General features: G+C 48.6%; 12 protein-coding genes. 9 read left to right on the top strand and 3 right to left on the bottom strand.

Annotation, left to right across the window (positions count from 1 at the left end; all coding sequences use genetic code 11):
• Positions 1-122: 122 nt before the first annotated feature.
• From EL628_RS02395 to EL628_RS02380, 4 genes are all read left to right on the top strand, one after another.
• Complete coding sequence (locus EL628_RS02395; RefSeq protein ID WP_161975221.1) at positions 123-1,373, top strand: substrate-binding domain-containing protein; 1,251 nt, start codon at positions 123-125, stop codon at positions 1,371-1,373.
• Positions 1,374-1,775: 402 nt separating this feature from the next.
• Positions 1,776-2,120, top strand: a complete 345-nt coding sequence (locus tag EL628_RS02390; RefSeq protein WP_126578201.1) for a hypothetical protein — start codon at positions 1,776-1,778, stop codon at positions 2,118-2,120.
• Positions 2,121-2,421: 301 nt separating this feature from the next.
• Positions 2,422-3,165 carry an MIP/aquaporin family protein gene (locus tag EL628_RS02385; RefSeq protein WP_126578200.1) on the top strand — a complete coding sequence of 248 codons (744 nt, stop codon included), beginning with the start codon at positions 2,422-2,424 and terminating at the stop codon, positions 3,163-3,165.
• Positions 3,166-3,454: 289 nt separating this feature from the next.
• The gene (locus EL628_RS02380) at positions 3,455-4,441 is read left to right on the top strand and encodes a hypothetical protein (RefSeq protein WP_126578199.1); all 987 of its coding nucleotides are present in this window, start codon (positions 3,455-3,457) and stop codon (positions 4,439-4,441) included.
• Positions 4,442-4,553: 112 nt separating this feature from the next.
• Here the strand turns inward: EL628_RS02380 and EL628_RS02375 are convergent, their stop codons facing one another.
• The 3 genes from EL628_RS02375 to EL628_RS02365 all read right to left on the bottom strand — a co-directional run bounded on the left by EL628_RS02375 (position 4,554) and on the right by EL628_RS02365 (position 9,955).
• Positions 4,554-5,846, bottom strand: a complete 1,293-nt coding sequence (locus EL628_RS02375; protein ID WP_126578198.1) for a glycosyl hydrolase family 28 protein — start codon at positions 5,844-5,846, stop codon at positions 4,554-4,556.
• A 182-nt stretch (positions 5,847-6,028) separates the two neighbouring features.
• Positions 6,029-7,141 carry an SGNH/GDSL hydrolase family protein gene (locus tag EL628_RS02370; RefSeq protein WP_126578197.1) on the bottom strand — a complete coding sequence of 371 codons (1,113 nt, stop codon included), beginning with the start codon at positions 7,139-7,141 and terminating at the stop codon, positions 6,029-6,031.
• A 429-nt stretch (positions 7,142-7,570) separates the two neighbouring features.
• A complete protein-coding gene (locus tag EL628_RS02365; protein ID WP_126578196.1) occupies positions 7,571-9,955 on the bottom strand; it encodes a heavy metal translocating P-type ATPase in 2,385 nt (794 codons plus the stop codon).
• Between the two features lie 190 nt (positions 9,956-10,145).
• Between EL628_RS02365 and EL628_RS02360 the strand changes: the two genes are divergently transcribed.
• From EL628_RS02360 to EL628_RS02340, 5 genes are all read left to right on the top strand, one after another.
• Complete coding sequence (locus tag EL628_RS02360) at positions 10,146-10,412, top strand: metal-sensitive transcriptional regulator (RefSeq protein WP_126578195.1); 267 nt, start codon at positions 10,146-10,148, stop codon at positions 10,410-10,412.
• Positions 10,413-10,440: 28 nt separating this feature from the next.
• Positions 10,441-10,707: a heavy-metal-associated domain-containing protein gene (locus tag EL628_RS02355; RefSeq protein ID WP_126578194.1), complete on the top strand. Its 267-nt coding sequence runs from the start codon at positions 10,441-10,443 to the stop codon at positions 10,705-10,707.
• A gap of 577 nt (positions 10,708-11,284) precedes the next feature.
• Positions 11,285-14,044, top strand: coding sequence for an FtsX-like permease family protein (locus EL628_RS02350; protein WP_126578193.1), 2,760 nt, complete (start codon positions 11,285-11,287; stop codon positions 14,042-14,044).
• A gap of 385 nt (positions 14,045-14,429) precedes the next feature.
• Positions 14,430-15,020, top strand: coding sequence for a MauE/DoxX family redox-associated membrane protein (locus tag EL628_RS02345; RefSeq protein ID WP_161975220.1), 591 nt, complete (start codon positions 14,430-14,432; stop codon positions 15,018-15,020).
• A 78-nt stretch (positions 15,021-15,098) separates the two neighbouring features.
• On the top strand, positions 15,099-15,641 hold the full coding sequence (locus EL628_RS02340; RefSeq protein ID WP_161975219.1) for a peroxiredoxin family protein: 543 nt from the start codon (positions 15,099-15,101) through the stop codon (positions 15,639-15,641).
• Positions 15,642-16,053: the final 412 nt, after the last annotated feature.

Genomic DNA, 16,053 nt, shown 5'->3' with positions numbered 1-16,053 from the left:
TCAAGGGAATATTGAATAATTTCTATGCAACATGAGACATGGAATGGGGTAACTGGGCCGATAAAAAAGCAAAACTATATAATGGATATAATTATGTAGTATGGTTAGTGAAAAGGTATAGAATGAATAAAGATTTTGTGCCAGGGCAAGAGCAGTCCAAAGAGCCATTAATGTACAGGCAGGTTGAGCAAGACATTCGCAATAAAATTCAGATGGGAGAGTGGCCAGCCGGTTCAATGTTGCCTGGCCGAGCGAATCTTGCCAAAATCTATGGGGTCAGCATGCCGACTCTGGAGCAGGCCATCGGTCTTCTCATCAGCGATGGGACGTTGCGTGCTGAGCCCAAACGAGGGACATTTGTCTCTCAACCGGTTGTCCCTGCGGCGGTGCCAGCACAGGTGTCATCAAGTTCTTTTACACGATCGCGCAGGTCGATTACGGCACCTACCCTGGGTATTCTTGCCCAGAAGCCCTTTATCGCTTTTACGTCTGGGGTGCCAGTCCCCGCTAACGGCTTTGAGCCTGATCAATGGAACTATGTGTTGATGCAATCCCTTCAGCGCTCTTTTGCGCAGGTTGGTGGGCGTGTGCATCTGGTGCAAGAGCTTGCTCCAACTTCCGAGCATACGACGATGAAGGAGGCCATTACGCTCTTGCTTGATCATGGTATCGATGCCATCGTCATCAGTATTTTTGATGCGCGTTTCATGAGCGAGGTCGTACGTGCTCTGTTTGACATTGAGCGTGTACCTGTGGCTCTGGTCTCCTGGGAAGAGATTATCAGTCCGTGTCCTGTGGTCTGCTTCGATAACCTCACGTCAGGCTATCGCGCTGGACTTCATTTATTACGCGTTGGCTATGCTCCTGTCTATCACTTCCTGCAATGCGATGATCGTTCGTGGGTAAGCAAACGGATTGAAGGTGTGAAGCAGGCTATGCAGGATTTTGGAGTCTCTCCAGAACAACTGCGCATTCATTCCACTATGAAGATGCCATCTGGACAGACGTCTGAGGAGGCCACATATCAGGCGAGTCAAGAACTGATTGCTCAAGGCATCCTTGAGACGGGATCGCAGGGACGGCCCGTAGGGATCATTGCGCAAAATGACGAAGCGGCTGCCGGTTTTCTACGTGCTGCCCAGAGGTCAGGAAAGGTAGCTGGCAAAGATTTTGGCCTGATTGGCTTTGACAATCATCCTCTGGCGGCAGAATTAGGGATAACATCGATTCGACCACCGATTGAAGCCCTGGGTGAAGAGGTCATTCGACTCCTCTGGCGGCAATTGCATGAACGACAAATCTCCCAACAACGGAGCCTGCTCTCCGGAAACTTGATTGTACGCTCCTCAACATCGCGTGGAATGAGAGCCTGAATGAATAGTATTGCATCTATTTGTATGCTGACGTCTGTATATATTTTATTACATCTTCCCATTTCTCTGCGATATACGCACATTCTAGAGCCTCGAACTATTCTAGATCGGCTATCAATCCTGATTCCATTGTGATATAGTGGTCTTAAAGACGATAACGAGCAACTAATGGTTGAGTATAGAGTAGCATCGATCAGGAGGCCTGGGGATTCCTGCACACGCTTTTGTAATTAAAACTGTAGGTGAAAAAGTTCTTAAGCAGATGATCGTAGCCGACCTGGTGTATATTTCCCCATCGTAGCGCTCAATTGTGATTGTAGCCGACCTGGTGTATATTTCCCCATCGTAGCGCTCAATTTTATATGTAGAAAGATTTGAACTTTTGCAGGAAAGGAGGCTTCTATGTATCTTCATGATACCCTCCAGGTGTGCCTGTGTGCTGTAATAAGTCGTTATCCCTGCCACCGTCTCGATCTCAATACAGAGATTCTGGGTCTGCATACAAACGATGTAAAAGGCTGGGTGGTTGATGAGGTTGTTGAACTATTACAGGCGATGTGTCCTCAATTGCTACATATGGAGGCCGATCTCGTCATTGACCCCGGGGATTGCGCGATCTATCTACCGTTCTATTCCAGAACAGTGCCGCTCTGTCTACTTCATTGTTGGGGGAAGATGCCACCGCCGTGTAAACACATTCCACCGAAGATCGAGCAGTGGAAGCCAGTCGCTCTGGTCGCAAGATAATCCTTGCTTAAGCAGATCATACTTGGGACGTGGAGAAGAGAGAGGTACCAGTGATAGTACTTTCTCTCTTCTCCATAGTATTGTCATAAATATACTTCATTTTGCATGTTAAGTATAATTATACTAGATAGTTGTTCTTCATTAACAGTATGGCGGTGGCCGGGTATGTGTAAGGGAAGATAATCCACAATAGGTCGACCCCCGTGGTCTGTTTTTGTCTGTGTATTTTGCATGTGTATTTTGTATATGTATATTGCTATAAGGGAATTCCATAGGCAGAGAAAGGAAATCTACTCCATTCATGAGCCAGACAAGTATACAGCAGACGCAGGCACTCTCTACGAGTGAGTCGTTGTCCAGTCAATTGGCCCCCTATGTGGCTGAGGGGATCGGAACCTTTGGATTGGTTTTTGCTGGCTGTGGTGCAGTCATGATCGATACGCTCTCCAAAGGGCAGATTACCCATGTTGGGGTTGGTTTAGTCTTTGGGCTTATCATTACGGTGATGGTCTATGCTCTTGGACACATTAGTGGGGCGCACTTCAATCCGGCGGTGACGCTGGCCTTTGTCCTTGTACGCAATTTTCCAATCCAGAAATTAGCCGGATACTGGCTGGCTCAGTTATTAGGTGCAACGGCGGCTGCTCTCTGCCTTGCGATCTTATTGGGCGATGTTGCCAGGTTGGGTTCAACGCTTCCTGCCGGGAATGGGGGCGATACTCAGTCGTTGGGCTTTGAATTTATTCTTACCTTTTTCCTGATGTTTGTGATTATGGCTATGACGACAGATACCCGCGCGGTCGGCCAGTCGGCGGCTCTGGCGATTGGTAGCACGATCGCTCTGGAGGTCTTATTTGCAGGCCCGATCTGTGGCCCTTCTTTAAATCCAGCTCGTTCGCTTGGACCGGCTCTGGTGAGTGGTACCTGGACGTCGCAATGGATCTATGTTGTGGGTCCTCTGTGTGGCGCAATTGCTGGAGCTTATACCTATCGCTGGCTCCGCGATGCTAGCTTCTTCAAGGTTCTGCATAAAGAGGTGTCTTAGTCGCCAGAGATGAGCAAGAAGAGGCCTGGCACGATCTGTTGACATGTCGTGCCAGGCCTCTTCTTGTTCATGATACGTTCTCGAATGTCGGTTATTTCACTTTGCGATTGTGCAGTAGCAAATAGCTGCTGAGATAGTTTGTCGCCTATACTCTGGTTAAGATCTGGAAAGAAATATCTGGAAAGATATATAGAGCATTACTCTCTTCACAGTCTCTGAAGTCCTTTAGAGTACTTGCGAGCATAAAAATTCATAGTGAGCTATGAGAAACAAGGTAAAGAGTATGGGCATGGGAAAAGCTATCCGTGTGGGTCTCTGTCTTCTTCCTCTGGTAATAAGTTTTCTGTTTGCTGCCTGTGGAACGGACCCGAGCAATGGGGGTGGAGGCATTAACTCTGCGCCCGGGGTTACCGACCGTTTTAATGCTGTGACGGTCCATTCCTCAACCTTTGCGTCCTCAACGGCCAGTTGTCATGCTGGCGAACAGATGCTCAGTGGTGGCTGGGCCGTTAACACACCGGCTTATCAGGCAGATAAGGTCGAACGTGGTGGGATATCGCATACCATTATTGATGAATACTTTATTGCCGCCAGCTATCCATCCAGCGCGAATTCCTGGACCGTTACTTTCACGAATCAGCCATCAGCCGGTTATGTAGGGGATGTCCTGGGGATTGTGCATGTTGAATGTATGAGCAAAGGGAAGGCTGCAACTATCGTGAGTCAGAGTGGAGATACCAATAGCGGAAATTCTTTGACGGTGAATTGCCCTCAAGGGACAAAATTAACTGGAGGTGGCTATCGTCTGACGAATCTTAGTCAGTCCAATCTGGCCTCTATCGTGATTGATTTTGAGACATCTCAGCCTTTGAACCTTACAAGCTGGGGCGTGACAACTGATTATAGCATTGGCAATCTCAACCACTTTGGCAATAATGTTGCCGTCTATGGAGTCTGTGCCTCGAATCTGAATGTGACGCTGGGGAAAGTGACCTCCGCCACTGCCCCTGGTGCGACTAAATCGGGAGCAGCAACGTTGGGAAGTGCGCAGGCGGCCTGTCCCGGTGGGGCCTCACCCGTAGGGGCTGGCTATCACAAGACTAAGTTCGATCCGCGAGCCTTTCCAATCACTCTTTTCTATCCTTCTTATGGCTCCAATCCACAGTCCTGGGCTGTCAATGTATATGCCTTACCTCCGCTTACTATCGATAGTCCTCCCATTACGTCTGGTGGAACGCTGAATGTGCTGCCACTGTGCGCTTCATTAAGTGCATAAGGGCCCGCAGTCATCATGAATGATAGGCCCTACACGATGATGCGATAAATCGCTTATGTGGTGCAATATATTGTATGAAGGTGTAGGGCCCTATCTCTCCATCTATTCTCTGTTAACGAAACTCAATGCCTTCAGCCTCCCTGGTAAAGAGGTCGAGCTGATCACTGTTTGTTACCTTTAAGTCTCCCAGGTAAAAGTCCTCTAAGATGACGCCCTGCACCTGATGGGAGGAGTCATAGCCTCCGATGACAGAGATCGAGTAGCCGGGGTTGTAAGGAGAGACGGTAACACGAATATCCTTGAGTACAATATCCTTGATATGGCCTCTCTCTTTATCTATGTTGTATCTTGAGCGCATGACACGAAAGTCGATGAGTTTCTCATAGTAATGCTGTACCCTGATATGTTCAAAGCGCACATTACTTACCAGAGCTCTATCACCGACATGTATCCCGAAAGGAGCGCCATGTCCATGTATTGCAACAATATCAATATCGCTAAAGACAATAGTATTGACCGAATTGATCGTCAATTCATGTCCAATCTCCAGCGCAATTCCTCCCTCTCCATTCATGAGTGTGCATGAACGGACAAGAACGTTGTAGACATCTTCGGCGGCGCGATAGTACTCTCCAGTTATCGCATTGGTCCAATTGAAGCCTTTAATGACGATGCAATCATCATTATTTCTCATGATGCAATTTTCGATCAGTACATCATGTGAGCCGACGATATCAACGCCATCCGAACTGGTGACCTCGCCAATCTGTTTGATACGATCAATATGGACGGTATCGCAGGCAGCCAACGTAATCATCCAGAGGGGAGGCTCAATCATAATGATGTCCTGGATCTCTACGTTGCTGCAACGGTAGAGTAAGATCGTACGATAGTCTGACTTGCCGTGAAAGCAACTTGCGTCAAGAATACCATTGCCATAGATCTTAATATGCGAGGCATGAGAAGCCCGAATACTCCCTCGGACCACGGCACCTTCTTCAATATAGATCGATTCATGGTCATGAAGAACGATTTCACCAGCCTCGTGAATCTGCCCACCTGGAAAATAATAGGTCGCTTTTCCATCATAGCTGCGTTCAGGATTGGCATAAAAAAAGAGCGGGAGCTCTACGCCTTCTATTATAATGTGAAGCAGTTGGGCGTTTTTGACGTGGAAGTGGGCACGATTCTCCTCTACCTCGGCTGTAATGCCCAGCCTTTGAGGACTGATGGTAAGTGGACCTATTTTTTTTGTGCCTGTCACTTCAACTTGAAGCTCTTCTGAAGAAGAGAAGGAGACAAAATAGGCCACTCCGGTCTTCAGGACCTCAACTTCCTGACTATTGACGGCGACGTGAATTTCATCTGACCGGGGAAATGTATCTGGATAGGCGGGTATAATCATAATTCTACTTTCTCTCTACTAACTTTAACGTCCTTTGTTCAGCGTTTCCTGCTAAGACTATGCTTTACACAGGAAAAAAAGATCTCTTATTATAGGTAGTAGATCTTATTACATCATTATAAATTGACATATCAGAGACTTTCCCATCGCTAATAGAGCTCTTCTGTCTCGCGAATCTAGTGCTAACGCTCAGACGCTTTCGGGCTATAACATTGAATGGCAGCCGCGAAAGCAAGCCGGAAGTGCGTTCCCTTACATTGCTCGGTATTGCCATGAACTACTTCGATTTCAAGTTCATGTTTGCCTGCGGGGAGGTCGTCGAACAGCGTCTGGACCAGATATAAGCCTGTATCTGGATACCAGTAGGGTCGTTCTCGATTGCTATACTGTCGTTCTTTTCCATCCAGGCGATAGTAGTACTCAGCAGAGTAAAATCCGAAATCGAAGCCTAGAGCCAGCCCCTGACCTTCAAAAGGAATCACCAGCCTGGCTCCAATAGCTGAAGTTTCGAGAAGCTCTTCGATCCAGGGCAGAGAGGGCCAGTTTCTGAGGAGCCATGGTCCTTCAGTCTTGATAGTTCGCAACGGCACAAATTCTATCGTATTCCATACCTTTGCAACCATCGGGTCCGGAAGTTGGGTTCCCATTCTTGCGAGCTGCTCATTTGTCGTATTGAGCCCTTGCTGCAAAAACTCAATCACACTCTCGGCATAACTCAAGCTCCCTCGTTCCGTTGGATGTAAACCGTCTGGTAGCCATTCTTCCCAGCGCAGCAAGCCCTGTTGGACCTGACGAAAAGCGTAAAGAGACATCCAGACAGAATTGATGTTGTAATGATCGGCCAGAGCTTCGAATTCAGCAATCGAGTCTGGTGCTCTCCCTTCGGCCATGGAGCTATACATATTTTGGATATACGTGTAGACCAGCACGACATCTCTTTGACCATCTAGCAAAATGCGCAGCAATGTCTCCCTTGTTTTCATACGCCAGCCTGGAGGATTTTCGGAATCGTTGACCGCATATTCAACGAAGATGAGATCACAGCCTTTTTCAATCAGATCGTGCTTTGCTCGAAATACAGCTAGCTCGCTCCCGGTAGCTGCAATTGCAGCGTTCTCGATTTTGAATTGCACATGGGGATAATGAAGGATGAGCCAGCGCATAACTGGTTCTGGCCAGTTATGTTGCACTCTGGCGTCAGTAATAGAGGTTCCAATAAAACCAACTGTGAGAAAGCCCTTTGCCAGTTGTTCTTTTGTTCTTGTTAGATCACAACGATAGTTTGTAATGTGCATAAATGTAAGTTTGCCCTTCTGCTTAGCGTAGGATATCCTGGTGGCAGACTGTATCGACAATTGCACTTATAGGAAATAAACCAGAGTATGCCTATAAAAATAATAAAGTTAATATAAGTTAGGGGCACTAGAGCACGTGCCATTTTATATTAATATAAACGGATGAGCTGATGATTGTTAACCTATAATTTCTGATAGCATTTCCCCAATAAATAAGAGATAATGGTTCTATTTGAAAGGTAAAACATATAAATAGCAGCATTTAACGAAGAAAATAGTGCAGTTATGTTAGTGTATCGCTATGTTAGATATAGCCTGGAAATTGTGCTGTCTGTCCTCAAGTCCTGCCCTGTTTCTCACATGGTGAGCAGGCAAGCGTGAAAGTATGGGAAGCAAAGAGTGAGGTTTTCCACTCCTTGCTTCCCATGCCTAACGTTCTGCCGAACGGCCAAATCGCCGCAGGCGCAGCGAGTTAGTGACAACCGTAACCGAGGACAGCGCCATTGCAGCGGCTGCAAACATGGGCGCTTGCTCTTTGAGGAAAGGGATCAGTGGCGATAGGATCGCGGTTGGAATCAAAATGACATTGTAGGCAAAGGCCCAGAACAGGTTTTGCTGAATGGTTCGCAGCGTAGCCCGAGAGAGGGCTAAGGCTGTGGCGATACTCTTCAGATCTCCTTTGACGAGGGTAATATCTGACGCCTCCATTGCCACATCTGTTCCCGTTCCCATTGCAATCCCTGCATCCGCCTGCACTAAAGCGGGAGCATCGTTGATACCATCGCCTGCAAAAGCCACAATGAGTCCCTGCTCCTGTAAGCGTTTCACCTGCTGAGCTTTCTCTTCAGGCAGGACTTCAGCCAGAACATGATCGGCTGGAATTCCCACTTGCTGAGCAATTGCCTGAGCCGTACGAGTATTATCCCCCGTCATCATCCAGACCGAGAGACCTTGAGCATGCAAGGTCTGAATGGCCTCAACGGAGCCAGCTTTGACGGTATCAGCAACGGCAACTGCTCCTGCTAATGCACCATCAAGTGCCACCAGCATGGCCGTTTTTCCCTGCACTTCATAGCTCACGAGCTGTTCCTCGCTAGCTGCTGTTGCAATCGAACGACTTTGCAGGAGTCCTCTGGTTCCTATAAGTACCTGCTGCCCATCAATCACAGCTTCCAGCCCACGTCCTGCAATGGCGGTAAAATGTTCAGGCATGGCATTGATAGACAGACCTCGTGCTTTTGCCCCTTCGACAATAGCCGAAGCAAGTGGATGTTCAGACCCCTGTTCTGCCAGAGCTACGAGGCGAAGAAGCTCGTTCTCCTCATATGAAGAGCATGTCATCACATCAGTCAGCTCAGGTCTCCCTTTTGTAATCGTTCCTGTCTTATCCAGCAGAACAGCCTGAACAGCCTGAATCCGCTCCAGACTTTCGCCACCTTTGATCAGAATGCCCTGCTCTGCTCCCTTGCCCGTTCCGACCATAATTGCTGTTGGCGTTGCCAGTCCTAAAGCACATGGGCAGGCCACCACCAGGACCGCGACCGCAGCCACAATTGCCGTGATCCAGGCATTGTTACTACTGGTATCAAGCATGCTCATGCCAGTTACAGGCAGGCCAGCCGTATGACCAATAATAGACCAGACAATAAAGGTCAATCCTGCAATCACTAAGACAACTGGAACAAAGATGCTTGAGATCGTATCTGCCAGTCGCTGAATCGGTGCCTTCGAACCCTGTGCCTGTTCAACCAATCGAATAATATGGGCCAGCACTGTGTCGGCACCAACTTTTGTGGCCCGCACCCGTAAGAGACCGTGTTGATTAATGGTTGAGCCGACCACCTCGTCTCCTTCGCCCTTCTCGACTGGCAGACTCTCCCCTGTAATCATAGCCTCATCCACAGTAGACCGGCCAGCGAGAATCACGCCATCAACGGGAAATTTTTCACCGGGGCGTACAATGAGCTCATCATTGACACGAACCTGTTCAATCGGAAGCTCTCTTTCGATCCCATCCCGCAAAACGTGAGCCGTACGCGCCTGCAGCCCGATCAGCTTTTTAATGGCCTCATTGGTCTGGCCTCTGGCACGTGTCTCCAGATATTTGCCAAGAAAGATCAGCGTCACAATCAGTGCAGTTGTATCATAAAACGTCGTTCCCCCCACCACTTGAGGGAAAAACGTAGCGATCACACTTAAGAGATAGGAAGCAGTCGAGCCAAGAGAGACCAGCGTATCCATATTGGCGCTTCCATGGCGCAGCGTTTTGAGCGCTCCTCGATGAAACTCCCACCCGACAACCGCCCAGATAGGTGTTGTCAGGATGAGCAAGAGAATATTCTCAAACGCGAACCGATCCATAAAGAACATGCTCAAAATGGCGACGGGGAGAGACAGCACAACTCCCATGAGTAATAGATTGCGTTTGCGAAGAAGCTCAGCTTGTTTGCGCAGGGCACGTTCCTCTTCTGGCGGCAGAGACGACGCAACCAGCCCTGCACTTAAGGGTCCAGCCTCATCAGGGACAGGTATCGCAGACGGTTGTTGAATGGGTGAGGCCTTATATCCAACCGTCTCAACCTTTTGCACGAGCTGCTCAATGCCCGTTTCAGAGGGATTATAGGTCACTGTCCCAATCTCAGTCGCAAGATTGACCGTTGCATCGGTGACGCCCGGAACCTTTTTGAGCCCTTTCTCAATGCGCATAGCACAGGATGCGCAGGTCATTCCTTCCAGCGCGAGCGTAATGCGAGCTGTCTCCTCTTGTTGAGCCTGCGTATATGCGTCTATCGATGGTCTGGTAGTAGTATCCATTGACTTTCCCTCTTGTGTATTTGCGGAAACCCATACCCCGTCCAGGGGGGTATGGGTATAGTATAAGCAGCCCTTAGAGGAAATGTCAAGAGCTTGTTGTGCAGCTTTTTTTACCTTGCACAACGATTTATTCTGTGCTAGACTATCCATAGACCCACCCTATAGGGGTCTGAATGAAAGGGGTATGCAGATGCATGCAGATAAACAGGATGTCCTCAAACGCTTAAACTACATTGAGGGCCATCTCGGTGGAATCAGGAAGATGATTGAAGAGGATAAGTATTGTGTGGATATTCTGCGACAGACCTATGCTGTTCGGAAAGCCATCGAGAAGCTTGAAGGGCTGCTAGTTGAGGGCCATCTGCATACATGCGTTCCAGAAGGTATTGCCGAGGGCCGAGAAGATCAGATCATTCAAGAGCTGGTTCAACTCTATAACCTGGCAGGCAACCGTTAAATAAAAGAGTTTGCAAAGGAGAGCATCCATGGCAATTCCACAGGAGATAGTGTTATCCGTTCCAGATGTCAGTTGTGAGCATTGTGTTAAAACGATCAACGGTGCGTTAGGAGTTCTTTCGGGCGTAAAGGCCGTTTCGACCGATATTGCGACGAAAAGCGTTACATTGAGTTATGATAGCGATCAGCTTTCGCTACAGCAGATCGAAGCTACCCTTGATGATGCTGGCTATACCGTATCTCAGGAGCCAGTTCAGACTCCTCGCACGACTGGTAAGCCTCTCAATCTTCTTTAAAAGAATGGTTGAGTTCCCTTTTTTTGTTTGCTATACACCCCTACCGACCGGGTAGGGGTGTATTTTCTTGATGAGCCTTCCCGCAAACGTATGCTCTCTCTCTTCAATTGAGACACAGGCAAGCACATACGAGCATATGAACGAGGGCATAGCGAGTTAGATGAAGAGATGGGACAGGCGATCTTGTAGATTCAAGGGAATATTAGCGTGATTCTGAATACAAGCAATAAAATTTTATCATTGATTCTTTGTGTGAAAAAATTTGGGGTTATTTAGATGGATAATTGATTTATTGTATTGCACAATGAATTAATTACTATGTATGTGTATTTATTCTATAAAAATTTAATGCTGACTATAAAGGTTTACTTTCGAGCTTTGGCAGTGTAGTATTATTAGTAGTATTTAATTATTGGTCCGGTTTTTACTGTGAGAGTGGAGATAAAAGTGGGGTAATGGTAATTATTTGATGGCACCTTTGTCCGCTTTTTTTTTATTGTAATAATAAATTTGAGTGCCAAATGTCGCAAAATTCTCTATTCTCGTCGATTTTGACATGCTATAAAGGATCTTTATCATGTTCAATTATGTCTTTCAGACCATTGGTCGTCAATGGAGGCAACAGCTCTTTGGGAGTGGTGGTTTCCTGATTGCGGCCTGCGCTTTTCTGCTCTTGAATGCGACGACGCAGACGATTGTCTTTCAGGCCAGGACGATCATTGGGCAGAACTGGCGCCCAACCTACGATCTGGTGGTGCTGCCATCTGGGACAAAGAGTGTCGAATCGCAACAGGCCGTGCCTCCTGATCATCTTACCGACCTCAATCCTGGCATTAGCTATCAACAATATCAGCAGATCAAACAGCTCTCCGGGGTGGCCGTTGCGGCCCCTATCTCATTTATTGGCAATGCGCGCTTTCCCATTCCTTTCATTAATTTTGGCTCTCAAAATATGGCTCCAGGCTTTTATTCCCTGACCTGGAAGCTCTCCGCAGACGATGGAATCCATCAGCAGAATGAGTACCAACAACACGAATTGATCTATGCCTCGGATGTCAAATGCCCAAACCAGAATTGTGCTCTCTCACCACAAACCAAACAATATCTCAGCACGCTTGGCGTGGATACCTACTTTTTTCCCTCTAAAGGTCCTTACCTGACTGGTATTCCGCATCCCGGAACATTTCTTCTGGCAGCGATTGATCCAACCGCAGAAGATCAGTTAGTTCACCTCAAACAGAGTATTACCTCAGGCGAGGCGCTCCCCGTACAGGATCACTTACAGGTTGATCCTCAATTTCCGACCGTAACGGGTGAGAATATTGCAGATGTGTATCCCAACTATCAGATCCCTGTTATACTCAACCAGAATCTGCCTGGCTCCATTACGATGCAGGCAACCTTTACCCACCTCCAAACGAGCAGTAGCGACCCCCAGGTCCTGGCAGCGCAGCACGATGCGAGTTATCTCCCAAGTGTTCCAGGTCAGGCTGTCTTTACGGGATTGGTCCCAATTCCACAAAATGATATTCAGCTCTTCCATACTGGATCAAGTCTTAATCAACAGGGATCGGCTATTCACGTTGAAAATTATGGAGATAATGTCTTTAATCTCAATCTGGTCTCTCGCCCCTCAAATGTGGAATATCAGTTCATGGCGGGAAAGGCTCCTGATGGCAATCCAGCCTATCAGATCAAACCGGTACCGTTTCAGGCCGATCAGAATGAGGAATATCAGGGGAATGCCCTCGCCTTTCGGTCGATCCAACCACTCCCAGGGATTATGTATCAGCCGACTATCTACATTGGGGACAGTTTTGAAAAATCATATACCACTAATTACTATACAGTCTATAATAATGCGGGGTATCGAGTTGCGACGACCGGGCTCTTTGATGGGCGCAAGCTCTCAGCGGGCTTTGCCGATGCCCTGAACTGGCTGCCCGAAAATACCTACACTCCCAGCCAGACAGTCTTGAGCTATGACGCCAATGGCAAACCGCTGGCCCCAAAGATATTGCAGCCCACGACGTACACCCAGGGCCTGACCCTGCAATCCCCGCTCGCCTTGACGACGATGACGGCGGCTCGACAGATGCTGGGCGACAATTGCATCAATGTGATTCGCATTCGGGTCGCAGGCCATATCTCTCCCGATGAAAATGGGTGGAAGCAGGTAGCCCGAGTGGCCCAGTTGATTCATGAGCGAACGGGTCTGCAAGCGCTGGTAACGCTGGGTTCATCGCCCCGTCCCACACTGGTCTATGTCCCAGGAGTCTCAGCCGGTGAGCTGAACTATAGCCAGTCCATTCCCCCGCTGGGCTGGGTGCAGGAGCGCTGGATCTCCTTTGGCGCGGGCCTGCTCTATCTGCAACAACTGGGAGTGACCCAGAACGTCCTGCTGTCTGGTGTGCTCCTGGTCTGTCTGGCGTATCTGGTGCTGAACTTAAGCTCACTGGTCACGGCTCAGCGCCGCCAATTCGCGATTCTCAGCGCCGTGGGCTGGCGTCCCTGGCATCCCCCCCTGGCGTTCCTGATCCAGGTCGTGCTGATGGCCCTGTCTGGAGGGATAGCCGGTCTGCTCCTGGCACTGGGTCTGACGCTGCTGATTGGGGCCGCCATCCCCTGGAATCTGGTGCTCTGGACCTTGCCAGGAATTCTTGCGCTGGCTCTGATCAGCCTGCTTGTTCCCCTCTGGCAGCTCTGGCGGGTCCGGCCACTGGAACTGTTGCGCAGTGGCTCCAGGGTCGTGCGCGGCTCGCAAAGGACGCTTCCTTTCCAACTGCCAACCGCACTGAGCATGACCGTGCGTAATCTGGCACGTTCTCGCTGGCGGGCGCTGATTCTGCTGGTCAGCCTCTTCTGCTCGTCTGGACTGCTGACCCTGACCCTTCATGGCATTCTGACGTTGCGGCAGACCTTGCAGGGCACGCTGCTCGGAGATTTTGTGCTGCTCCAGACTGCCATCCCACAGCTCTGCGGCGTCCTGTTTACCATGATCCTGGCCGTGTTGAGTCTGGCGGATCTGCTGATCATGCAGGTGCGAGAGCGGCAGCAAGAGATCGGTGTGTTGCAGGCGCTTGGCTGGCGACCAGGCATGATTCGCGGCATGTTTTTGCAGGAGGGACTGCTCTTAGCCCTGCTGGGGATTGTGCCAGGAATTGGGGCCGCCCTCTGGATTGTGCTGGCCCAGAAACAGTATCTGCCCCCACTGACCGTGGCAGAAGTAGCGGCCACCGTTCTGCTGCTCTTATTGGCGGGAGTGCTGGTAGGGATCCTGCCGGCCTTACGGGTCATTAATCGTCTCTCAGTGCTCCAGGTCTTGCGAGCGGAATGATGATGTTCTTCTTTCACACTTCATTGGTTTGACCGTTTTACTGCAAGTGTACTATTTGCCTACAATCTTGAGCCACAGAGGGCCCTGCTTTCAGTGAAATCAGGGCCGACTGGTCTTCTTCAATGAACTACTCACACGCTTATATCAGCAGATAGAACACTCAATTAAAGGCTGAGTTGTATTATTTTTGAAAGTATTGTCACAGATGCATTTTAATGCAGCAATCATTTGAGTCTTATAAAGAGGACCATTTTTATACATATGCATTATCGCTATAAAAAGAGAACCACCGTTATAGGGCTTTACTTTTGGGTTTTATCGTTGTAGTATTACTATTGATATTTGTCAATTACTACTGTCTTTTATGGTGAAAGCGGAGATACCAGTGGAGCAATGGCTTTTATTTATCGGAATCTTTGTACGCTTTTTCATTGGAATGATACTTTTAAGTACAGGCTGTAGCAAACTCCTCCATCCTCTGCGGTTCCAGCAGGCCATTCAGGACTATCGCCTTTTTTCTCCAGCGCTCGATAGACGGTTTCATCTGTCCACATTTGCCGCTTTTCTTCTGTTCCCACTGGAATTACTGGCTGGTGGATGTCTTTTCTGCGGGCAGTTTCTTCTTCAAGCTATCCTCATCAGCATTCTCCTCTTCGTCAGTTTTAGCTGGGCGCTCCTGCTGAATCTCTGGAGAGGGAGACGCGAACTGTTATGTCATTGTGCTGGCGTACTTGGAGATCAGGCGGTCTCCTGGTGGCAGGTCTTGCGGAACGCAGGTCTGCTGCTGTGCATACTGTTTCTGCTTCTGACATTGCCACAGGCCGCTCAGCCCAACCTGTTGCTTGGCAGTGTCTGGATCAGCCATTCTCTGATGAATGACCTCTTGCCGCTATTTCTCCTGGCAACACTTGCCATTCTAACGATAATCCTCTTGCAAAATGTGAGGTCGCATTGGCAGCTCCTCTCTGTTGAGTAGAAAATATTTGCTGAGTGAAAAAGGAGGTTCACTATTTCTACACTTTGGATGATGAGTATCATTGCTTTATGGGTGCTTGTGCTTGGGGAGACTGCTCTCCTGGTATTACTGCTGAGAGCATTGGGCGCACTGAAAATTCAGGGGCAACCTTCACACGTTCCTCCACCTGCAATGACTACTATTGATGAGGGAGGATTAGCGATTGGTGAGATCGCGCCATCTTTTGCCGCACAGGATGGAGAAGGCAATAACATGCAATTAGCCGAGACCGATGGCCGCTCGCGTTTGCTTATTTTTCTCCAGCCTGGTTGTTCAGCCTGTGCAAATGCGATCGTTCTTATTAATGCTCTGGTCGAACGTGATCCCCACATTGCTCTCTCAGTGTTCGGGCTTGCTGATCAGGATGCGAATAAGGTCTATGCCGAACAATCTTCTCTCCGCGTGCCTCTGTGGACGCCTTCAGATACTTCTTGTGAAAAGACGTATGGTATCCGTGCAATTCCTTTTGCATTTGTGCTCGATGAAAGGCGGGTGATACAAGCAAAAGGCATCGTCTCTCATCAATTACAATTTGAGCAACTGCTCAAATTTCTTCCAGAACGGGTGCCGGCCTCTTTATAAACATGTCTTTGGTACGATTGTTAGCTGCGTTATCTATATGAAGGAGAATGCTATGAGCGAACAGGATGTTCAGCCTCGTCGACGGTTTTTTAGCTGGATGAAACAGGTAGCTGCTGGGGCTTCAGTTGCTGCTCTGGGTGTAACCGTTAGTTCAACTTCGGCCTTTGCGAAGTCCTCTCATCTGGAAATTGCTAGCGCAAACACAGCAGCTGCAACTGATGCGTCAGCCTTTCATCCCAATTGCGTCCCATGCCCTGATTATGGAACACCTGCTGGCACTTTCTGTTATTATGGTAGTAATTGCCAAAATAACTTGGGTTTACTAGTTAGTTACATATATACAGGAGGATGTGTACTAAATAGTTCTTGTCCTACCCAAGTAAAATCAGCTACTTGCACTAACTGTTACCCA

This window comes from Tengunoibacter tsumagoiensis (assembly GCF_003967535.1).
GTDB classification, from domain to species: Bacteria; Chloroflexota; Ktedonobacteria; order Ktedonobacterales; family Ktedonobacteraceae; genus Tengunoibacter; species Tengunoibacter tsumagoiensis.
Note: the sequence above shows the minus strand (reverse complement) of the source record. Positions and strands in the feature narration are given on the sequence as shown.